Consider the following 21,791-nt stretch of genomic DNA (forward strand, 5'->3'; position numbering starts at 1 on the left):
TGGGTCGTACTTCGTACGTCATATATGAGACGCGATATCTGAGATCTGAGAGCGCATATGACCTCCCCTCCCGCCCCGATCCCCTCCCGGACGCAGTACGTGCAGGAGGCGATCAAGCACGGCATCCTCACCGGGCAGTTGAGTCCGGGACAGGCACTCGTCGAGGCCGATCTGGCGGCGCAGTTCGGCGTTTCGAAGACCCCCGTGCGCGAGGCGCTCAAGACGCTGGCCGGCACCGGCCTCGTCGTGATGAGCCAGTACAAGGGCGTCACGGTGCGGACCGTGGACGCGGCCATGGCGCGGGAGATCTACGACGTGCGGCTGCTGCTGGAGCCTGAGGCGCTGCGCCGCAGCATCGTCAGGAAGGAGTCCCTGGCGGCGGCGCAGGACGCGCTCGTGCGGGCCGGGGGCGCGGAGGACCGGGCCGACCGGAGCCTCGCCAACCGCGACTTCCACCGGGCGCTCTACCTCCCCTGCGGCAACCCGCTCCTGACGCGGATGCTCGACGAGGTGCGTGACCAGGCGGCCCTGGTGTCGACAGTCGCCTGGGCGGCCTCCCCCTCCTGGGAGCAGGAGGCCCGTGAGCACCAGGAGATCCTGCGGGCCGCGCTCGCCGGCGACGCGGACGGCGCCGCCGGGCTGCTGCACACCCACATCTCGGACTTCGTCCGCCGCGCGTTCCCCGACCACGAGGAGGCGGGAGCCTGATGGACCGCTCCGAACCGACACCCCGCCCCGAACCGACGCCCGGCTCCGCACCGATGGACCGCGCCGCACTGCGGGCCGCGCTCGCCGACGTCGTCGCGATTCCGGTGACCCCGTTCGACGCCGACGGTGCGATCGACCGGGCCGCGTACCGGCTTCTGCTGCGCAGGCTGCTGGACGGCGGCGTCCGGACGCTCACGCCCAACGGGAACACCGGTGAGTTCTACGCACTCGCCCCCGAGGAGCGCCTCACCGTCGTCGAGGACACGCTCGCCGAGACCGCGCGGCGACCGGCCGCCGTCCTGGTGGGAGTGGGACACGACGTGCCGACCGCCGTCGCCGGCGCCCGGCACGCGCGCGACCACGGCGCGCAGATGGTGATGGTGCACCAGCCCGTCCATCCCTATGTCTCACAGGACGGATGGGTGGACTACCACCGCGCCATCGCCGAATCCGTTCCCGAACTGGGCGTGGTGCCCTACATCCGCAACCCGCTCCTCGGCGGCGACCGGATGGCACTGCTCGGCGACCTGTGCCCCAATGTGATCGGCGCGAAGTACGCGGTGCCGGACGCAGCCCGCTTCGGGGCCTTCGCGCGCGACGCCGGGCTCGACCGGTTCGTCTGGGTGGCAGGACTCGCGGAGCTGTACGCGCCGGCCTACTGGGCGATGGGCGCCACCGGGTTCACCTCCGGCCTGGTCAACGTCGCACCGTCCGTCTCGCTGGGCATGCTGACGGCCCTGCGGGCCGGAGACCATCCGGGAGCGATGAAGGTCTGGGAACAGGTCCGCCCCTTCGAGGACCTGCGCGCCGCGCAGCAGTCCGCCAACAACGTGACCGTTGTGAAGGAGGCACTCGCCGCACTCGGCCTGTGCCGCCGCGAAGTGCGGCCGCCGAGCCGTGAGCTGCCCGACGCGCAGCGCGCCGAGGTCGCGGCACTCATCAAGGACTGGGCGATATGAGGAAGTCTCCCGGTGAACTGCGCAGCCACCGGTGGTACGGCACCGACGGGCTCCGCTCGTTCAGCCACCGGGCGCGCACCCGGCAGCTCGGCTATCTCCCCGAGGAGCACCTCGGCAAGCCGGTGATCGCGATCCTCAACACCTGGTCCGACATCAACCCCTGCCACTCCCATCTGCGGGAACGCGCCCAGGCGGTGAAACGCGGGGTGTGGCAGGCGGGCGGCTTCCCGCTGGAGTTCCCGGTGTCCACGCTCTCGGAGACCTTCCAGAAGCCGACGCCGATGCTCTACCGCAACCTCCTCGCCATGGAGACCGAGGAACTGCTGCGCTCCTACCCGGTCGACGGCGCCGTCCTGATGGGCGGCTGCGACAAGTCCACCCCGGCGCTGCTGATGGGCGCGGCCAGCATGGACCTGCCGGCCGTCTTCGTCCCGGCCGGACCCATGCTGCCCGGACACTGGCGCAATGAAGTGCTGGGCTCCGGCACGGACATGTGGAAGTACTGGGACGACCGGCGCGCCGGGCTGATCGGCGACGCCGAACTGGCAGAACTGGAGAACGGGCTCGCGCGTTCCCCCGGCCACTGCATGACGATGGGCACCGCCTCGACGCTGACGGCCGCCGCCGAGGCGCTGGGTGTCACGATGCCCGGCGCGTCCTCGATCCCGGCGGTGGACTCCGGTCACGAGCGGATGGCTGCCGCCTCGGGAGCGCGCATCGTCGAGCTGGTGCGGCAGGACCTGAAGCTGTCGCGGATCCTCACCCGTGACGCGTACGAGGACGCGGTCGCCACCGTCCTCGCCCTGGGCGGCTCCACCAATGCCGTGATCCATCTGATCGCGATGGCCGGCCGTTCCGGCGTCGAGCTGACCCTGGACGACTTCGACCGCATCGCCCGCACGGTGCCGGTGCTGGCGAACCTGCGCCCGGGCGGCCGCTATCTGATGGAGGACTTCCACTTCGCCGGCGGCCTGCCCGGCTTCCTCGCGCAGCTCACGGACGTCCTGCATCTGGAGCGCCCGACGGTCGCGCACCCCACGCTGCGCGAGCAGCTCACGGGCGCGCGCGTCCACAACCCGGACGTGATCCGCCCCCGCGGCAACCCACTCGCCGACGAGGGCGGCCTCGCGGTGCTGCGCGGCAACCTCTGTCCGGACGGCGCCGTCATCAAGCACATCGCCGCCGATCCCCAACTGCTCAAGCACACCGGTCCTGCCGTGGTCTTCGACGACTACCGGACGATGCAGGCCACCATCAACGACCCGGGCCTGGGCATCACCGCCGACACCGTCCTGGTCCTGCGCGGCTCCGGTCCGCTCGGCGGCCCCGGGATGCCCGAGTACGGGATGCTGCCGATCCCCGACCACCTTCTCCAGCAGGGGGTGAGGGACATGGTCCGGATCTCCGACGCCCGGATGAGCGGCACGAGTTACGGTGCCTGCGTCCTGCACATCGCACCCGAGTCGTACGTCGGCGGCCCGCTCGCACTCGTCCGCACCGGTGACCTGATCACCCTCGACGTGCAGGCGCGACGACTCCACCTGGAGGTGGACGACGCCGAGTTGGCACGCCGCCGCACAGAGTGGCAGCCGCCACCGCCCCGCTTCTCACGCGGCTACGGCGCCCTCTACCAGGAACAGATCACCCAGGCCGACACCGGCTGCGACTTCCGTTTCCTGGCCGGGCCCGGGGAAGTGCCCGAGCCCTACGCGGGCTGATCGTCCGGAGGCGTCGCTTTCCCGCCCGTCGATCGACTATGCGTCTGGCAAGGGCGGATCATAGTCCAACGCTGCGTGTTTTCGCGGGAAATCATCTTACGTCCGCATCCAGGGCATCGCCGTGCGTAGTCTCACGGTCACCGCAGTGCAGTTGGGGTCCTCAACTGCCGCGAACCGAGAGGGAATCCGCGTGCCCGGAATCGATGAGTGCTTACTCGAAGCGATGGGTCTGCCCGGTGCACGGGGAGCCGCCGTCGTCGAGTGGACCACGGGACTGGCGCTCGGCACTCTCGGCGTATCCCCCACGAACGACTACGAGACCACGGCGGTCGAGACGGCCGAACTGGCCCGGATGGCCGCCGAACACACCGCCTTCGCGCCGGCCGGGAACCAGGGCGACGCCGAGGGCGCCAAGGGATCGCCCGTCGAGGACGTCATCGTCACCACCCCCACCAGCTATCACCTGCTGCGCTTCGTCGACACCACCTTCGACAGCAGCGTGTTCTTCCATCTCTGGCTCGACCGCGACGAGGGAAATCTCGCCCTTGCCCGGCTCCGGCTCCAGGGACTGGCCGAGCGCCTGGTGCTCGGATGAGAGCGCTGAACCCCTCGATGCTGGTCCGCATGGCCGGAGACCGGGCCACCGGCGCCCTGCTGCGGGAGACGGGCACGGTCTATCTGCTCGACGGAGAGGTCGTCCACGCCGAGAGTCCCGCGGCACCCGGCGTCGACGTGCTGCTGCTCGCCCGCCGCCGGCTCTCCCCGGCGGAGTGGCAGCAGACCATCGACCGGGCGGGGGCACGGTGCCGGGTCGGGCGCAGCCTCGTCGAGAGCAACCTGCTCACCAGCGGGGAGCTGGAGATCTGCCATCTCGGCGCGGTCTTCGACGCCGCGTTCTTCGCGCTCGCCCCCAGAACCGGCCCGACCCGCTTCCGCTACGGAGCCACCCACTGGTTCGGGCCGGTGCGACCGCTGCGTGCCGAGGTCGTCGAGCGTGAGACCCGGCGGCGGCAGGAGCTGCTGGACGGGATCTGGCCGCACCCCGAAGTCGACAGCGCGCCGGTGGTCCGCGACCGGGCGGCCGACAACCCCGCGGTCACCCGGCGGCAGCGCGCCGTCCTGGAACTGGCGGACGGCGTACGGACCCCGTTCACGATGGCCCGGCTCCTGGGCCGTCCCGCCTTCCACACCCTCGTCGACGTGCGCCGGCTGGCCGCCGCCGGGCATCTGCGGACACCCCGCCGATCGGCGGCGGCCGAGCCTTCCCCCATCCCGGCCTGGGTCGCGGACCTGTCCGCGGACCCCGACATATCCCTGCTGCGCCGACTGCGTGACGCATTGGAGGCAACCCTGTGATCTTCCGGCCCGCCCATGAGGCACCGGCAACGCCGTCATGAGACGCGCACTGAGACAGCGCGCCGAAAGGAGACAGCTGATGGCGACGGAGGCCGATGTCCTGGAAGAGCTCCGGAGGTTACGGGCCCGCGTTCCCCACCTCACCGGCGTGCTCGCGGCGAGTATCGACGGTCTGGTGCTGGCCCAGGACCTTCCCACCCCGGAGTCCGAGACCGTCGCCGCGCTCAGCGCCGCCGTGCTCTCGGTCGCCCTCCGCCTGGCGGACGGAACCGACCGGGGCGCGTTCCGGGAGCTGCTGGTCAGGGGCGAGCAGGGCTATGTCGCCACCTATGCGGCGGGCGTCTCCGTCGTCCTGACCGCATGGGCCGGGACGGACGCCAACGTGGGCCGACTCCACCTGGAGGCCCGCCGGTGCAGTGCGCGCATCGCCGAACTGACCGACAGCACGCTGATCCGGCCCGAGACCACCTGACCGCACCACCGTTCCGACGCATCACCCACAGCAGACCACTGCACACCACCGCAAAGACCGGAAGGAAGTACCCGCTCATGACGAACATCGAGACCTCCCTCAAGGAAGCGACGACATCGATCGAGGGCACGCTGGGCGTCGCGCTCGTCGACTACACCAGCGGCATGGCACTGGGCACGATCGGCGGCGGCAAGGACCTCGACCTGACGGTCGCCGCCGCCGGGAACACCGACGTGGTGCGCGCGAAGGTGCGCACCATGGAGATGCTCGGCCTCAAGGACGACATCGAGGACATCCTCATCACCCTCGGCAGCCAGTACCACCTGATCCGGCTGATCAAGGGACGCGGCAAGAACGGCCTCTTCCTCTACCTGGCACTGGACAAGGGACGGGCCAACCTGGCGATGGCCAGGCATCAGCTCAGGAAGATCGAGGCCGACCTGGAGGTCTGACGACCGCCCGCGACGGGGGCCGCACAGCGGTCGGCTCCCGTCCTGCGGTCGTGGAGAGCCGCGCCGCCGCGCTTCCGGCACTACGCCTGGCTGCCGGACCGGCGCCGGCGGACGATCAGGAGCGCGGCGCCGGCCGCCAGGACGACTCCCGCGGCGGCGGCACCCAGCAGCAGGGTGGACGACGAACCGGAACCGTCGGTGTCGGCGGCCGCGGTCGGCTGGGCGGCCGGGTGGCTGGGGGCCGGCGCGGCGGAGACCGGGGGAGCGGGCGTGGTGGCGGACGTGCTGGGTGCCGGGCGGCCCGGAACGGCTGTGACCTTGAGAGTGGTCTTTCCGGCGCCGATGGCCGGGAACGCGGACTCCGCCGCGATCTGCCAGGTGCCGGGCGGCAGCGGTACGGCGACGGTGTAGGTGCCCTGCGCCATGTCCAGCGGGGTGAGGGCCCACGGCCCGACCTGCCTGCCGTCCGCCGCCGTCGCCTGCAGTGTCGCGGCGACCTTCTCGTCCACGGGGTGGTGGTCCTCGTCCCAGGTGGCCGTGACCGTCAGGCGGCCCTCCGCGTTGCCGGTGATCTCCAGGTGGATGGTGTCCCCATGGGCGGACGCCGGGCTCGTGGACAGCAGCGACAGCAGGGTGGCGAGGGTGATCAGCAGTGCGGCCGTGAGCGGCCGGAGCAGGCGGAGGGACGGGAGGTGCATCGGGGACCGGCTTTCGGGAGGGTCGGGAGACACGGCGGGACGGGCGGCGGGCGGGCCCACAGGAGTGCTGACGGGCCCGCCCGGTGGGGCGGGCCCGTCAGTTCATGAGGTTTCGGCCGTCGTCAGGACGTGGACTGCTGGAAAGTCCAGCGCTGCCAGGCCTGGTTGCCGGGCTGCTGCAGCTCCAGCAACGCCCCGCCGTAGTAGTCGCGGTTGCTCACGCCGAGGACCAGCGGTGAGCCCTTGACGCCGAGCGTGTAGCCGGTGGCGTTGGCGGTGATCTTCCACGCTTGCGATGCGGCGGTGCCGCACGGCTGCTGGGCGATCCACTGACCCGCGACCGGCTTCCCGCCGATCTGCAGGCATTTGCCGGACACCGCGGACTTGACCCGGACGTAGCCGCCGCCGACGCTCTCGAACAGCCACTGCTGGTTGGTGTAGCCGTGCCGCTGGTAGCCGATGAGTACCGCGCCGTTGGCCCGGGAGGAGCCGTACATGTCGGCGGCCTGTCCGGTGAAGCTGTTCAGCATCAGGTACCGCTTGCCGGGCTCGACCGGGCCGGCCGTCGTTCCGCCGGCCGGCTGGGTACGGAACGCCGCCTGGCGACCGGGTGCGGAGACCTTGCCGTCCGCGCCGTGCACGGCGACGGCGACCTTGTACTGCGTGCCGGGCTTCAGGCTGACCACGCGCACGGTGGTGGCCTTGACGTTGCCGATGGCCCTCTGGTCCAGCAGCAGGTCGTACCCGGTGGCGCCGGTGGCCGGCTTCCACGTGAGCACCGCGGAGTTCTGGGTCACCTGACTCACGACGACATCAGGACCGGTCGTCGGGTTCGGCGTCGTGGTGGTGGTCGGGTTCGGCGTCGGACCGGCCGTCTTGGTGGGGGACGGTGTCGGGCTCGGCGTCGGGTTGGGATTGGGGTTGCTGCCGCCGTTGCTGAGCAGGAACTGGTTGTTGGCGATGTTCCAGTGCGTCGTCAGGTAGCTGCCCGGCTGCGGGTTGGTGTTGAAGTAGTCGTCGTGATTGCAGTCGAGCCGGTCGTCACTGCTGCGGTTCGGGCAGTGGATCTGCATCTGCGGGTAGTACGGCGTGTCCGAGTAGCACATGATGTCCCACTCGTCGACGCAGTGGCCGCCACGGCTGGTGTGCGGGGCACTGTTGTTGACCGCGCCGAGGTTGTGGCCGAGTTCGTGGGCGGGCGTCGAACCTCCCCAGCAGCCGGAGTCCGTCCGGCCGTAGGAGGGGCCGAAGTTGCTGGAGTTCTCCGGGCCGGGACGCTCGTCACCCGCGAAGCTGCCGATGCCGCAGTAGACGTTGGAGTCCGCGAAGATCATGTACTTGCGGTCGCGGCGGTTCAGGCCCTGCGCCGCCAGCGCCTGGTTGGTTGCGCTGAAGTCCTGCATCGCGGAAGCCGGCACTTCGAGGTTGAGTACCGCGACGGTGCAGTCGGACTCGGTGACGTAGCGGATGTGCCGCACACCGCCGGTCTCCGTCGCGCTCGCGTTGTAGATGACGTCGGAGTCGTGGGCCCACTTCTTGAACGAGGGCAGGTACTCGGCGAACCGGTTCGCGCCGGGGCCGTGCGCGTAGACGACCTGGACGCGGTTGCCGGTCGAGCCGTCGCCGTCACAGATCACGGCCGACGCCGCGTCCTGCGCCGCGGCGCTCTTGGCGGCGGTGCCGGTGGCGCCCGTCGAGGCGGGCGGTGCCGACGCGATGGCCTTGCCGGGGTGGGCGGCGTCCAGCGTGGCCGGCACGTCCGAGAGCAACTCGGCGCCGCCCGGGGCCCTGCCGGCGCCGGCCTTGGGTATGGAGGACACCACGGCCGCCTTGACGGCCGGAGGCGTGTCCTTGGTGATGTCCACGCCCTTGGGCGGTGAGTCGGGGCCGTGCGTGCACTGCTTGACGCCCTCGACCTCGAAGCCGCCGACACACGAGCTGTCCTCGGGGGCGGCTTCCAGGCCCTTGTACACCATGCCCTTGCGCGGCTCGTCGGGCGGAACGTCGTCCAGCGCCTGCGGGGATGCGGAGTCCACCTGCTGGGTGTTCGTGCCGCCGATGCCGCCCGTGGTGGCGAGTGCGGTGACGCCACCGGCGACCAGCGTGGCGGAGGCCAGCGCGATGGCGAGGAGCGTCCGTCTCTTGGCCGCCGAGCGGCGCCGGTGCTCGCCTCGATCGTTGAGCTGCAACAAGTTCATCCCATCCTTGGGTCTGGACTGCGTTGCGGCGGGACACTGCCACATCGAACGCCCGTTCATCCACCCGGGTTTCGTTGCTATAGGAGGGGCGAAAGTTGCCGATGGGGCGCCGATGGGCCGAACTGACGCACGGTCATGGGCGAGGAGCGTTGCCTCGCCCCGGGTATTGCAGTGACATTGCACCAGAGGTCTAGACCGCCGGAAAGCAAACCTCGGCGGCACTGCGGCGCCGGAACCTTCACAGGAACATGAGGTCGGCTTTAGGAATCCTTAGGCTTCGCCGAAACCGCGACCGCGCGGCGACGTGGCGCGAGCGGCGGAGGCAGCGGCGGAGGGGGCGTCACCCCGCGCGCAACCGGCGTCAGTTGAACGTAGCGCATCCCGTCGCAGGATGCGGCTGGTTCGATACCGTTCGGTAACTTCGTTGTTCCAGAGGGTGATAAACATGCTGCGAGACTGCTCGGGCGTCCGTGGGTGGGAACCGCCCGGTCGGATGCCGTACAGCCTTGTGCCCCCGTTGCGTTTCCCGACGAAACGGTCAGTGGCCCGGTGATCCCGGCCGCCGCTGGTGGGCACGGCGGTGCAGCCCTGGTGGGTGCCGCGCCGAGCACCGCGCGACCGGGCCCGCCGGCCGGCAGTCGTCCGAGGCGCGTGCGCGAAGGCGCCGTCGCCGTCCGCTGAAACGACCGGAGGGGCCATGTCGATGTCCACCAGGGGTACCGCGTCCGTGGGGAAGCAGCACGTGGGGCACAGGTCGTATCCCGGCTCGCGGGAGACGACCGCGCAGGAGGCGTCCGCCTCCCCGGAAGTCCGGATCCCGGCGGGACCGCCGGGCAGGACCCGCGACGGCCGGCCGGCGGAGTTACCGGGCCGCGCCCATCCGGCGGTCGACGCGGATTTCACCTCCGCCCGGAGCGCCGCCCAGAGCGCAGTTCAGAGCACTGTCCAAGGATCCACCCTGCCCGGAGGCCACGCGGAGCTGCTGCGGCCCCCCTCGCCGCACGGGGACAGGAGCGGCGGCCCCACCCCGGTGGTGCGCGGCCTCGCCGAGGGCCTGCTGAGACAACTTCCCCACCTCGTCGAAGAGCTCATGGAACTGACCTTGGGCAGGGGAGTGCGGCATCTGGAGCTCGTACCAGGGTCCGAAATACGCCGTTCCCTCCACGAGAACGTCCTCGGCTTCCTGCGGATCCTCGCGGGCAAGCCGCCCGCCGACAGCAACCCGCTGGCGGTCCCGATGGCATGGGGACACTACCGCGCCCAGGAAGGCGTGTCGGTCGAATCCCTGCTCCGCGTCCACCGGCTGGCCACCCAACTGCTCTGGGAGAAACTGTTCGACGAGGCCCGGGCGCTGTCCCCGGAGGTGCTGCAGCGGCTCCTCGACGAGAGCGGCCCCGTGTGGGACGCGCTCGACAGCTACTCGCAGGCGTTCGTCGAGGGGCACCGCGTGGCGGAGGCCGACGCCCAGCGCCGCAGCACCGAACGCCGTGAGACGGTGATCGACGCGCTGATCGAGGGCCGCGGCGTCGAGCCGGTGGTCGCGGCCGAGGCGCAGGTGACTCTCGGCCTTCCGGCGCGCGGCCGGTTCGTCGTGATCGCCATGGCCGACGGGACGGTGCCGAGCGGGGAGCGCGACGCCGACGGTTTCGGGAGCGGGACCCCGCGCGCGCTGCGTCATGCCCTGCCCTCCCACGCGGTGCTGGCCGTCTGGCGCCGGCGTACCGACCGGCACATCGGACTGCTGGAACTGGGCAGCACCTCGCTGGGGCGGCTGGTCGAAGCGCTCTCGGCCGGCGTGGGCCGGCGGGTGGGCATCTCCTGCGAGGTCGACAGCCTCTCCGACATCGCCACTGCTTATCACTGCGCCGAGACCGCCCTGCAGACCCTGCCGGCGGCCACGGAAGGCGTCGCGGCCTTCGACGACCACCTGCTGGAAGCCCTCGTGGTGACCAGCCCGCACGTCGCCCAGCGGCTGGCCCGCCACACCTTCGGCAGACTGCTCGACTGCCCTCAGGAGGAGCGGGACCTGCTGCTCGCCACCCTGGACGCCTGGTTCCGCGGCGGCTGCTCGGCGGCCAGGGCCGCGGACGAGCTGCACTGCCATCGCAACACCGTGCTCAACCGGCTGCGCCGCATCGAGGCGCTCACCGGCAGCATGCTCGACGACGACCGGCACCAACTCGCCTGCCGGATGGCCCTGGTGGCCGTGCGCTGCCCATGAGCGCCCCGACACGATGCGCCGCTCCTGACCGTTCCGGCCTCGTGTTCCGCTCCTGACCTGGTGCGTTGTGCTCGGCGCACAGCCAGGTACCGGCAATCCGCAGCGGGCGGCCATCGACTCCGGTGCCGGCGCACGGGACCCTGGAGGCGGGGGAACACGCACACGTGGCCGGCTTCACCGCCGGTTCATGGCCCGGCTTCCAGACGAGCGGCCGACCCTCTCGGGCCGATGGTCCCGTCCGCAGCGCGGCGGACGGCAAGGACCGCGGCACGGCCCATGGTCCCCGAGTGCCTGCTGGGAGAGATGCTGTGACCGACGTATTCGTCGACTCGTTCGTCCACGCACTGGGCGAACGCAAAGCCCATGTCAGCGAGACCGGCGCCGCGGGGCACCTGATGTCCTCGGCGCAGGACCTGGAGTCGGCCGGCTTCCGCTGGCACCACGTCTGTGAGCCGACGACCGGCGCCTACGACCTGGCCAGGAACGTCACCGCGCAGCTGGCCGACTCCGGCCGGCTGGGCGACGTGGACGCGATCGTCTACGCGACATGTCTGCCCGGCAACGGCAACGCCGGAGACCCGGCGGCGTGGGAGCGCAGCCGGGACGTGAAGCACCTCATGGACTTTCCCGCCGGCCGGCTGCAGGCCGACTTCGGGCTCGGGAAGGCCGTCGTCATCGGGCTCAACCAGCAGGCGTGCACGGCGATGCTGGGCTCCCTGCGGCTGGCCGGGGCGATGCTCCGGGCCGAGGCGGACTGGGAGCGGGTGCTGTGCGTGACGGCCGACCGCTTCCCGGCGGGTGCCCGGTACGAGCAGGCCTACAACCTCATCTCCGACGGCGCGGCGGCCTGTGTCGTCAGCCGGGAACCCGCCGCGTTCCGCCTGGTGACGGCACACCAGATCACCAACGGCGGCCTCGGGCAGGCGGATGACGACGAGACGGTCGGCATGTACTTCGCGTACACCCACCGGCTGGTGCGCGAGACCCTGACCCGGGCCGGGCTGTCGGCCGCGGACCTCGACTGGGTCGTCACCCAGAACACCAACGACAAGGCCTGGCAGATCCTGGCCCGGCTGCTCGGGGTGGACGCCGGGAAGGTCTTCTTCTCGTCCATGCGGGACGTGGGGCACGTCATCTCCGCCGACAACATCATCAACCTCGCGGAACTGATCGCTTCCGGCCGGCTGCGGCCTGGTCAGTACGTCGCGCTCGTGATGGCCGGATTCGGCCTGAACTGGCAGTGCGTGATCCTGCAGGCCACCGAGTCCTTCGCCGCGTGAGCCGGACGAGCGCCCGCGGTCGCAGCGCCCGCGCTCGCGGCGTCCGCGTCCCCGGCGTCCGCGGCCGTGGCGTCCGGGCGGATCCGCCCCGACCGCCTGCCACCGGTACGCGAACCGACACGACACGTCAGATGAGGACAGTGTGAGTAGTACAGCGAATGCTCCGAAGCCCCGGCTCGCGGAGGCCATCGCCTCGCTCGGTGACACCGTGAGCAGGCTCAGCCACCTCTCGAAGCGCTCCTACCAGAACCCCTACATCACGCTGCGGCAGTGGCCGGAAGAGGTCCGGCCCGAGGAGGACTGGTTCAGCTCACCCGAGTACGTGAGCCTGTACGGCACCCCGTTGTGGGACGCGCTCGACGAGCCCGCCAGGCGGCGGCTGGCCTTTCATGAGGCCGTCAACTTCTACAGCCTCAACATCCACGGCGAGAAGGGCCTGATGCAGGGCCTGGCGCAGCGTCTGTACCGCAAGGACCTGGTGGACGTCTCGGAGTACCTGCACCACTTCCTCGACGAGGAGAACAAGCACAGCATCTACTTCGGCGGCTTCTGCACCCGGTACGCGAAGGTGTACCGGAGCCGCCAGTTCGCGCTGGAGGAGACTCGTTCGCAGAGCGTCGAGGACTTCCTCTTCTTCGCCAAGACCATGATCTTCGAGGAGATCGTGGACCGCTACAACTGGGTCCAGGCCCGGGACGCCAGGTTGCACCCGGTGTCGCGGTTCATCAACGACAACCATCACGTAGAGGAATCGCGGCACCTGGTCTTCGGCCGCCAGCTGGTCACCGCGTTGTGGGAGGCCTGCGTCCCTTCGTGGGGCGATGACACGGTGGCCGACCTGCGCCGTCAGCTGGAGCAGTTCTTCGTCGTCAGCTGGCGCGAGTACTACAACCCCGACGTCTACGCCGACGCGGGGCTCGACGATCCCTGGGAGGTCGCCGAGCAGGCCTGGTCCGCACCGGCGCAGCGCGCCCACCGGCGTGCGGTGTCGACGAAGGTCCTGGCCTTCCTCACCGAGGCGGGGATTCTCGACAAGGAGCCGGCCGATTCTTTCTGACCAGGAGATCCGGAACCTGCTCAGGTCCTGGGTCCTCACCAAGGCCCCCGATCTGTCCGCCGACGGCCTGACCGACCGGACGCCCCTGTTCGAGGAGCGGCATCTGAGGTCCGTGCACCTGCCGGAACTCCTGCTGCTCCTGGAACGGCTGCGCGCCGCACCGATCGAGGTGGAGGACCTGCGGCCCGGGGACTTCCGTGACATCCACACGATGGTGGACCGGTTCGGCGGAGCGGGGGTGACACCGTGACGCGCGCGACAGCGAGCGCGGCCGGCCCCGACCGGCTCGCCGCTCTGCACCGCATCGGCCTTTCCTGGCAGCCGTCCGGGCAGGCGGCCCTGCGCGGCCCGCTGTTGCGGCTCGCCGACGACTGCGACCGCGCCTTCGTACGGCTCGCCTCCCTCTGGAACGCGGAGGAGGAGCGGCATCCCGCATCGCTGCCCGCGGAGCGGCTGCAGCAGGTCGGCTACCTCCGCTCCTTCCCGCACCAGGCGACCTTCGCGGCCCGGCTGAGCCCCGAGGAGCCGAACATCGACGCCTTCCTCGCCGGCCCCGTCCTGGATGCGGACGACCGGGTCGCGCTGTCCGGGCTCTCACCGGTCACCGAGGTCCTGACTCCGGCGGCCTGCTACCACCTCTACAACGGTCATCAGGGCGAAGTACTCGACCAGGCAATGTTCCTGACGACCCGTAACACCTGTTTCCGTCAGGAGACGCACTACGTGCCGCTGCGGCGGCTGAGCAGCTTCACGATGCGGGAGATCGTCTGCGTCGGCACCGCCGCCGAGACGGTCACTTTCCTCGACGAGGCCCGGACCGCCCTCGACCTGTTCTTCGGGCTGATCGACCTGGACCTGGAGTGGCTCGCGGCGACCGACCCGTTCTTCCGGCCCGAGGACAACCCGCGCCATCTGCTGCAGCGCGTCCAGCCGGTGAAGTACGAGGCGACATACGGCGGTGACCTGGCCATCGCCTCGGTCAACCGGCACCACGACCACTTCGGGTCCGGCTTCGGCCTGACCCGCGACGGCCGGCCCGCCGACAGCTGCTGTGTGGCCTTCGGCCTCGAACGCTGGCTGTTCGCCCTCACCGACCGCCATGGCCTCGACCCGGCTTCGTGGCCCGTCCTGGAGGACGCGGCGACGACGGTCCTGGCGAAGCTGCGGGGAGGCGCGGCGTGAGGGGAACCACGGTCATCACCGGCGCGGACGGCTACCTGGGACGCCGGCTTGCCGCAGCACTGCTCGACGACGGGGACGACGACCTGATTCTGGCCGTCCGTGCCGCCTCCGCAACCGAACTCGACGGGAAACGGCAGCGGCTGGCGGACGAGCTGGGACCGGACGCCGCAGGGCGGACCCGGTGTGTGGCGGCCGACGTCCGCCACGACACCCTCCTGACCGACGTCGATCCGGGTGCGGTGACCCGCATCGTCCACGGGGCGGCCGTCACCCGCTTCAACGTCGAGCGCGACATCGCCGACGCCGTCAACGTGGCGGGCACCGGTAGGCTGCGGGCCTTCGCCGCACGATGCGAGAACCTGCGGCGATTCGCCCTGCTGTCCACGCTGTACGCTGCCGGCGAGCATCAGGGTGACATCGCGGAGGAGCGGCTCCCGGACGCCGGCTTCGTCAACCACTACGAGTGGTCGAAGTGGGCGGCCGAGGAACAACTCCTGGGTGCGGCCGGGGAGATGCCGGTCTCCGTACTGCGGCTGCCCACGGTCATCGCCGACGACGACAGCGGGCACGTCACGCAGTACAACGTCTTCCACAACACGCTCAAGCTCTTCCACTACGGACTGCTGTCGCTGCTGCCGGGGGACGAGAAGACACCGCTCTCCCTCGCGACGGCCGCCTTCACCGTCTCGGCGGTCACCCGTCTGCTCGATCCCGCAGTCGCCGACGGCGTCTACCACGTCTGCCCCGACCCGGCGCGGACGCCGACCCTCGGCGAGCTCGTCGACCTCGCCTTCGGCGTCTTCGAACGCGACGCGGGATTCCGGCGGCGGGGCCTGATCCGGCCCGTCCCCTGCGACCGGGAGAGCTTCGACGACCTGCTGCACGCCGCCACCGGGCTGCGCGCCGGGCCGCTCCATCAGTCACTCGCGTCGGTCTCACCCTTCGCCGCCCAGCTCTATCTGCCGAAGACGTTCCGCAACGAAGCGCTGCGCGCGGCCTGGCCCGCGTACGCGGCCCCCGATCCGTACGCGCTGACCGAGGCCACCTGCACCCGGCTGGTCGCCTCGAAGTGGGGCCGCCGGCCCGAGGAGACACCGTGACCCTTTCCGAGAACGACCTGTGGCTGCTGAGCTACTACCGCTCGTCCGAGATCAACGGCGCCCTGTTCTTCGGCCGGGTCGCCCGCACCCTGCGCGGCGGACCGCTCCAGGCGAACGTGACCCACCACTTCGCCGACGAGGCCAACCACGCGAAGTACTGGACCCGTTGCATCGAGGACCTGGGTCACCCCGCGACGAAGTTGTCCGGCAGCTACCAGGACCAGTATCTGGAGGCCGTCGGTCTGCCCGCCAACCTCATGGAGGTCATGGCGGTCACCCAGGTCTTCGAGAAGCGGGTGATCGCCCAGTACCGCCGCCATCTGCGGGCCGGGGACACCCATCCGAGGGTCCGGCAGACCATCGAGACGATCATGGAGGACGAGCGCTGGCATGTGAAGTACGTCAGGGACGCCCTGGAGGAGATGGCGGGCCGGTACGGCCAGGAATACATCGACTCGACCCTGGCCCGCTTCACGGCGGCCGACGAGGAGGTCTACGCGAAGACCCTCGCGGAGTACGGCGAACGCATCACCTTCCTGAGCGGCCCCGACCTGCCCTTCGAGGATCCGCCCTCCGCGGAGGGCACGCCGTGACCGGCCCTGCGGCGCCCCCGGCCCGAGGCGGAACGACGGTCCTTGCCGTATGGACCCGGCGACCGCTCGCTCGCACCGCGCTGACCGGTCCGGAGAGCGAGCGGTTCGCCGCACTCACCGGCCGGGTGCAGCGGGAGCAGTGGCTGATCTCCCGGCATGCCCTGCGGACCCTGCTCGGGGTCTTGGGGCTGCCGGCCGACACGACCGCCTACGCGTTTCCGCACCGCCGTCTGTCGCTCTCCCACGTCGGGGGAGCAGCCGTGGCCGCGGGCCTGGCGGTCCCGGACGGGGGTGTGGTGGGGGTCGGTGTCGATCTCGAAACGGCCCGTGCGGCGCGCCCGGAGACCGCGCGCTTCTTTCTCGGCGAACGCGAACGCTCCTGGCTCGACACCGTTCCCGAATGCGCCCGCGCGGCGGAACACGTACGCCTGTGGACGGTCAAGGAGGCGCTGTACAAGGCGGATCCGGACAACCGGCACACCGTTCTCCGCGACTACACCACCGACGACCCGGCGGCCGGTTCCGGCCGTGCCCGGCGGCGCCCGCCGCACGACACCGTCTTCGGCTACACCGCCACCCGGTTCGGTGAAGCCCGGCTCTCCGTGGCCGCGGCCTTCCACCGTCCCCCGATCACCCCCGTAAGGACCGCGACCGTGCCCTCCGTCACCTTCGACGACGTCGCCCACCGCATCAGCGCGACGCTCTCCGTTCCCGTCGACACCCTGACGCCCGAAACGCATCTGCGGGACCTCGCCGCCGACAGCTTCCTTCTCGTCGAGATGGCCGTCGACCTGCAGGAGGAGTTCGACGCGCTGTTCACCCAGGCCGACCTGCGGGAGGTGACCACCCTGGGGCAACTGGCGGGACTCGTGGGCGCGCAGCCCTGACCGGGAGCAACCGCGTACTTCTCCGGCCGGCACACAGACGGCCGCGCTCGCCCGTCCCACCGCCCGAACCCCCTGTCCACCCGACCCACCGGAGTGCGGAATGTCGCAGCGTCTGAGCCAAGCCCTCCACCGGTTCCGCGGACCCCTGCTGGCCCTCTGGCTGGTGGCGCTCGTCGCGGCGGCCGTCGCGGCTCTGCCGCTGGCCGACCGGCTGAGCGGCGGCGGCTGGTACGTACCCGGATCGGACTCGCTGAGCGCGGTGCAGTCGATGCGGTCGGGATTCGCCGACCGCGGCGCCAGCAACCTCACGCTGGTCGTGACGGACGAACGGAACCTCGCCGGCAGCCCGGAGTTCGACCGGCGGATGAGCCAGGTCATGCGTGAGGTCACCGGCGACAAACGGCTGGAGACGACGGGCAGTTACGGCTGGCTCACCCTGTCCGGCCACTCCCGGCAGGAGTTCGTGGGCAAGGACGGCAGGACCGCCGTCACCATGGTCGGGCTGGCGCTGGACGACGGGACGGCCCGTCGCGTCCTGCCCGATGTGCAACAGGAGATCGACCACCGCTACGCGCCGCAGGGGCTGCGGGTGTCGATGGTCAGCGCCGGAACGTTCTGGGGCGAGATCAACAAACTGAGCGCGGAAGGCCTGCAGAAGGCCGAGCTCATCACCTTCCCGCTGGTGCTGCTCATCCTGCTGCTGCTCTATCGCGGTGTGGTCGCGGCAGTGGTCTCGTTCGTGGTCTCGGTGACCGCGATCGTCCTGACCTTCGGGGTGATGTCCGTACTCGCCGCGCACGTCGAGCTGTCGATCTTCGTCCAGAACGCGGCGACCATGATCGGCCTCGGGGTCAGTGTCGACTACTCGCTCTTCATCATCTCCCGCTACGTCGACGAGCTGACCGCGGGACGCGATCGCACCACGGCGCTGGCGATCGCGCTGCGCACCAGCGGCAGAACCGTCCTCTTCTCGGGGCTGATCGTCGTCCTCGCCATGTCCAGCCTCTTCCTGGTGGACCTCAACGTCATCCGCTCCATCGCGCTGGGCATCGTCGTCGTGGTCGCCTTCGCCACGCTGGCGAGCGTCGTGGTCCTGCCCGTCGTCCTCCACCTGATCGGCGACCGCATCCTGTGGGGACGCCTGCCCCCGCGGCGGCGCACATCAGGGGAGAAGGGCCGGACGCCGGGGGAGCACCGCCGGACGGCGGCGGAACGGGGCCACCGCTGGGGGAGGGTGGCGCGTCAGATCATGCGCCGCCCCGTGCTGTTCCTGACGCTCGCGAGCGCCGCCCTGCTGGCGCTGGCCGTCCCCTCGCTGGACCTGCACACCTTCACCCCGGACGCGCGGATCGCGCCCGCCTCGTCCCCCGTGCGCCAGGGGTTCGACGCCGTGCGTGAGCAGTTCGGGCCGGGCACGGCCTCACCCCAGCAGATCGTCATCACCTCGCGGACCGCGCTGTCCGCGTCACCCGACGCCGGGAGGGTCACCGCGCTCCAGGAGCAGCTCGTCCGGCTGCCCCACGTCACCGCGGTCCGCTCCCCGCTCGACGTGCTGCGCACCGTCAGCCCCGAACGGCCGCTGGCGGGGCTGGACGCGGCGGTGTTCTCGCGGCTGCCCGGAGACGCCCGCGGCACCGTCGACCACTACGTCTCCGCCGACCGCCACAAGATCGTGCTGGAGGTCATCGGGGACGACTACGCCTCCGCCGACCGGTCCCGCGCGCTGCTGGATGCCATCCGCTCGGCCGCGGCCGGGACCGACGCCCCCGGCCTGCACGCGGTGGTCGGCGGCGAGACCGCGGAAGGCACCGACGCCAACACGGCGATCGGGGACGCCCTGCCCGAGGTGGTCGCGGTGATGCTGGCGGTCCTCTATCTGATGCTGCTGGTCACCTTCCGGTCCCTGCTGCTCCCGGTGAAGGCCATCACCATCAACATGCTGTCGCTCGGCGCGACCTACGGTGTGCTGGTCCTGGTCTTCCAACGCGGCCTGGGCGCGGCCCTCTTCGGCTTCGACCCGTCGGACCACCTCCAGAACTTCGTCCCGATCCTGCTGCTGGCGATCCTGTTCAGCCTCAGTACCGACTACGAGGTCTTCCTGCTCCGCCGCATCCGCGAGGAGCACGACGCGGGCGCGGACAACACGACGGCCGTGGCCACCGGAATGGCCCGTACCGCGCCGTTGATCTCCGGGGCCGCGCTGCTGATGGTCGCGGTGTTCGGCGCCTTCGCGCTGACCGGCATCATGCCGATCCAGCAGCTCGGCCTCGGTCTCGCACTGGCCATCGCCCTGGACGCCACCGTCATCCGGCTCATCGTCGTGCCCGCCGCCATGCGGCTGATGGGCCGCTGGAACTGGTGGCTGCCGGGCCGCCGCCCGACCCCGGCCACCGCGTCCGAAAGCGCCTCCGCACCTTCCGAACCCTCGGATGCCTCGGAGCCGTCGGGCCGCGCCTGAGCCCGTTCCCCATCTGCCCGTATGCCCCTGTGCTGCTCATCGAAAGGACACCGACCCAGTGGACCAACCCGCCCTCTTCCTCCTCCTGCTGAACTTCACCGTCATCGGAGCGCTCCCCAGAGTCTTCTTCCGGTCCGACGGCCGCTTCAACCTGAAGTGGTGGCTGACGGCGCTGCCCTTCGGCCTCAGCCCGCTGTTCGTCGCCGGGTCCACCGCTGTCGGCTGGGAGCCGATCACCCCGGAGTCCTGGCACACGGGACTGACTCTTGTGGCGGTGGCGCTGAACGCCGTCTCGATCGCTCTGATCTTCCTGACCCTGGGCACCCACCGGATCCCCGTCGCGCTGTGGCACCAGGAGAACGACGACCCGCGCCACATCGTCACCCATGGTGCCTACGGCCTGATCCGGCACCCGTTCTATGCGGCGTTCCTCCTGGCGTTCCTCAGCGGGGCCGTGCTCTTCCCGCATGCGATCACGCTCGCGCTGTTCTGCTACGGGTTCGTCGCGCTCAATGCGACGGCCGCTCAGGAGGAACAACGACTCAGCGGCTCGGAGTTCGGGGTGGAATACCGGAGGTACCTCGCGAGGACGGGGCGCTTCCTGCCTCGTCCGGGCAGGTCCGCACCGGCGGAGACCAGCCGGGTCGGGGGCTGACCGTGGCCGTCCTTCCGCCGCTCACCGCCTGGCTGACCGACCCTCACCCCGGGCGCGGTGTGCGGTTGGCCGACGACTCGGGCGGCTGGAGCTACGTCCCCTATCCGGAGCTGGCGGCCGCCGCCCGCCGGGCCGCCGCCGGCATGCGGTCGGCCGGTGTCCGCCCCGGAGACGTCGTGTGTCTGCTGATGCCCACCGGCCTGCCCTGCCTGGGCGCGCTGTTCGGTGTCTGGGCGCTCGGCGCGACGATCTCCCCGCTGCCGCCGCCCTCGTTCCAGACCGATGACGCGTACGTCGAGCACATCACCGCCGTCCTGGAGCAGGCCGCGCCCGCCCTGGTGGTCGCGAGCGGGGAGTTCGGCGATCTGGCCGCCCGGGCGATGACCCGGGCGGGGCTTCCCGGCCGGCCGTGGACGCCGCAGGAGATCACCGCCGGAGCCGCACCCGAAGTACCCGAAGGGCAGGGATCCGCGGCCGGCCGGCCGGTGGCTCCGCCCGCCGGGTCCATCGCCCTGCTGCAGTTCACGTCGGGCTCCACCGGCCGACCACGCGGTGTGCGGGTCTCCTGGCGGAACCTCACGGCGAACCGTGCCCTGCAGAGCCGTCTGATCGGATGGAAGGACGGGGACGGCTTCGCCTCCTGGCTGCCGCTCCACCACGACATGGGCCTGATCGGCTGCTGTCTCTTCCCGGTCGCCTCGCAGAGCGACCTGTGGCTGATGCGCCCGGACCAGTTCATCCGGGACCCGGCCCGCTGGCTCGCCTGCTTCGCGCCCGGCCGGGCGGCGCACTCGGCGGCGCCGTCGTTCGCGTTCGCCTACGCGGCCCGGCGGGTCCGGCCGCGGCGGCTGGACGAGCTGGACCTGTCCGGCTGGCGCAGCGTCTGCGTCGGCGCCGAGGCGGTCGACCCGGCGGCGCTCTCCGCGTTCGCCCGGTTCGCCGCGCCGGCCGGATTCTCCGCTGACGCGTATGTGCCGTCCTACGGGCTGGCGGAGAACACGCTCGCGGTGACGGGCGGCGCGGCGCCGCTCCTGATCGTGCGCCCCGACTGGGCCGCGCTGCGGATCGGCCGGGCGGTGACCGTAGAGGACACCGCCCGGCTGGCTGACGCGGCGGTCGAGCCGGGCTCCGGCTGGCTGGTCGGCCATGGCTTTCCCCAGGACGGGGACGGCGTCGCCGTCCGCATCCTCGACGCGGCCGGCGACCCCGTCCCGGCGGGCCATCTCGGGGAGATCGCCGTGTCCGGCGCCTCGGTGGCGCCGGGCTACCACGCGGGGCGCGAGGGCGGTCCGGACGCCACCCGCTTCGTCGACGGCGAACTCCGCACCGCGGACGCCGGATTCCTGCACGACGGCCAGCTCTTCGTCCTGGGCCGGATGGGCGACAGCCTGAAACTGCGCGGGCGCAGCGTCTACGTCGACGACCTCGACGCGAAGGTCGCCGCGGCGGCCGGGCTGGACCGGGACCGCGCGGCGGTGGTGGCCCTCAACGATCGCGGCCGAGCCGGTGTCGCCGTCTTCGTGGAGGCCGCCCCCGGCCCCTGGACGGAGAAGGTGACCGACATGCTGCGGGCCGAACTCGGCCCCGAGCCCGCCCTCACCCTCGTCGCCGGCCGCCGCGGTCTGCTCAAGCGCACCACCAGCGGCAAGCTGCGCCGCCGTCATATGTGGCAACTGCTCCAGGAGGGCGGTCTCGAGTCGGTGACGACCAGGTTGTGACGACCAGGCTGTGACGGACAACCGGCTCGCCCGGGCGGGGTGCTCCTCCAACGTCGCGTCACGGAACTTGATCGACGGG

Annotated in this window: 20 protein-coding genes; 18 read left to right on the top strand and 2 right to left on the bottom strand. The window is 71.1% G+C overall.

Translation table 11 applies throughout. The annotated features are described in order from the left end of the window. Positions 1–57: 57 nt before the first annotated feature. From LNW73_RS33515 to LNW73_RS33545, 7 genes are all read left to right on the top strand, one after another. Complete coding sequence (locus LNW73_RS33515) at positions 58–708, top strand: GntR family transcriptional regulator (protein ID WP_250992584.1); 651 nt, start codon at positions 58–60, stop codon at positions 706–708. Positions 709–761: 53 nt separating this feature from the next. Then, positions 762–1,667, top strand: coding sequence for a dihydrodipicolinate synthase family protein (locus LNW73_RS33520; protein WP_250993121.1), 906 nt, complete (start codon positions 762–764; stop codon positions 1,665–1,667). Next, positions 1,664–3,385: an L-arabinonate dehydratase gene (araD, locus tag LNW73_RS33525; RefSeq protein ID WP_250992585.1), complete on the top strand. Its 1,722-nt coding sequence runs from the start codon at positions 1,664–1,666 to the stop codon at positions 3,383–3,385. Before LNW73_RS33520 ends, araD begins: the two co-directional genes overlap by 4 nt. A 190-nt stretch (positions 3,386–3,575) precedes the next feature. Further along, entirely contained in the window at positions 3,576–3,980 is a 405-nt protein-coding gene (locus LNW73_RS33530; protein WP_250973920.1) for a hypothetical protein, read from the top strand. Beyond that, positions 3,977–4,741 carry a transcriptional regulator gene (locus LNW73_RS33535; protein WP_250992586.1) on the top strand — a complete coding sequence of 255 codons (765 nt, stop codon included), beginning with the start codon at positions 3,977–3,979 and terminating at the stop codon, positions 4,739–4,741. Before LNW73_RS33530 ends, LNW73_RS33535 begins: the two co-directional genes overlap by 4 nt. A gap of 37 nt (positions 4,742–4,778) precedes the next feature. Beyond that, entirely contained in the window at positions 4,779–5,213 is a 435-nt protein-coding gene (locus LNW73_RS33540) for a roadblock/LC7 domain-containing protein (RefSeq protein ID WP_250973918.1), read from the top strand. A 77-nt stretch (positions 5,214–5,290) separates the two neighbouring features. Further along, positions 5,291–5,665, top strand: coding sequence for a hypothetical protein (locus LNW73_RS33545; RefSeq protein WP_250973917.1), 375 nt, complete (start codon positions 5,291–5,293; stop codon positions 5,663–5,665). An 80-nt stretch (positions 5,666–5,745) separates the two neighbouring features. Here the strand turns inward: LNW73_RS33545 and LNW73_RS33550 are convergent, their stop codons facing one another. Together LNW73_RS33550 and LNW73_RS33555 are read right to left on the bottom strand one after the other, a co-directional pair. Next, the gene (locus LNW73_RS33550) at positions 5,746–6,363 is read right to left on the bottom strand and encodes an LPXTG cell wall anchor domain-containing protein (protein ID WP_250992587.1); all 618 of its coding nucleotides are present in this window, start codon (positions 6,361–6,363) and stop codon (positions 5,746–5,748) included. Between the two features lie 122 nt (positions 6,364–6,485). Continuing rightward, positions 6,486–8,561 carry an RICIN domain-containing protein gene (locus LNW73_RS33555; protein WP_250992588.1) on the bottom strand — a complete coding sequence of 692 codons (2,076 nt, stop codon included), beginning with the start codon at positions 8,559–8,561 and terminating at the stop codon, positions 6,486–6,488. 703 nt (positions 8,562–9,264) lie between these two features. Here LNW73_RS33555 and LNW73_RS33560 point away from each other — a divergent pair. The 11 genes from LNW73_RS33560 to LNW73_RS33610 all read left to right on the top strand — a co-directional run bounded on the left by LNW73_RS33560 (position 9,265) and on the right by LNW73_RS33610 (position 21,712). After that, complete coding sequence (locus LNW73_RS33560) at positions 9,265–10,782, top strand: PucR family transcriptional regulator (RefSeq protein ID WP_250992589.1); 1,518 nt, start codon at positions 9,265–9,267, stop codon at positions 10,780–10,782. A gap of 308 nt (positions 10,783–11,090) precedes the next feature. Continuing rightward, a complete protein-coding gene (locus LNW73_RS33565; RefSeq protein ID WP_250992590.1) occupies positions 11,091–12,062 on the top strand; it encodes a 3-oxoacyl-[acyl-carrier-protein] synthase III C-terminal domain-containing protein in 972 nt (323 codons plus the stop codon). 142 nt (positions 12,063–12,204) lie between these two features. Beyond that, the gene (locus LNW73_RS33570; RefSeq protein WP_250992591.1) at positions 12,205–13,119 is read left to right on the top strand and encodes a diiron oxygenase; all 915 of its coding nucleotides are present in this window, start codon (positions 12,205–12,207) and stop codon (positions 13,117–13,119) included. 112 nt (positions 13,120–13,231) lie between these two features. Further along, positions 13,232–13,369, top strand: coding sequence for a hypothetical protein (locus LNW73_RS33575; protein ID WP_250992592.1), 138 nt, complete (start codon positions 13,232–13,234; stop codon positions 13,367–13,369). Then, positions 13,366–14,301, top strand: a complete 936-nt coding sequence (locus tag LNW73_RS33580) for a hypothetical protein (protein WP_250992593.1) — start codon at positions 13,366–13,368, stop codon at positions 14,299–14,301. Before LNW73_RS33575 ends, LNW73_RS33580 begins: the two co-directional genes overlap by 4 nt. Then, positions 14,298–15,401, top strand: coding sequence for an SDR family oxidoreductase (locus tag LNW73_RS33585; RefSeq protein ID WP_250992594.1), 1,104 nt, complete (start codon positions 14,298–14,300; stop codon positions 15,399–15,401). Before LNW73_RS33580 ends, LNW73_RS33585 begins: the two co-directional genes overlap by 4 nt. Continuing rightward, positions 15,398–15,994: a ferritin-like domain-containing protein gene (locus LNW73_RS33590; protein WP_250992595.1), complete on the top strand. Its 597-nt coding sequence runs from the start codon at positions 15,398–15,400 to the stop codon at positions 15,992–15,994. Before LNW73_RS33585 ends, LNW73_RS33590 begins: the two co-directional genes overlap by 4 nt. Beyond that, positions 15,991–16,881 (top strand): 4'-phosphopantetheinyl transferase superfamily protein, encoded by an 891-nt coding sequence (locus LNW73_RS33595; protein ID WP_250992596.1) that lies wholly within the window; start codon positions 15,991–15,993, stop codon positions 16,879–16,881. The genes LNW73_RS33590 and LNW73_RS33595 overlap by 4 nt, the downstream gene beginning before the upstream one ends. Positions 16,882–16,981: 100 nt before the next feature. Then, complete coding sequence (locus tag LNW73_RS33600) at positions 16,982–19,339, top strand: MMPL family transporter (RefSeq protein ID WP_250992597.1); 2,358 nt, start codon at positions 16,982–16,984, stop codon at positions 19,337–19,339. A 58-nt stretch (positions 19,340–19,397) separates the two neighbouring features. Next, the gene (locus LNW73_RS33605; protein ID WP_250992598.1) at positions 19,398–19,994 is read left to right on the top strand and encodes a methyltransferase family protein; all 597 of its coding nucleotides are present in this window, start codon (positions 19,398–19,400) and stop codon (positions 19,992–19,994) included. Between the two features lie 2 nt (positions 19,995–19,996). After that, entirely contained in the window at positions 19,997–21,712 is a 1,716-nt protein-coding gene (locus LNW73_RS33610; RefSeq protein WP_250992599.1) for an AMP-binding protein, read from the top strand. The last annotated feature ends 79 nt before the right edge of the window (positions 21,713–21,791 follow it).

Origin of the sequence: Streptomyces sp. RKAG337 (genome assembly GCF_023701715.1) — a bacterium.
Classification (GTDB): Bacteria; Actinomycetota; Actinomycetes; order Streptomycetales; family Streptomycetaceae; genus Actinacidiphila.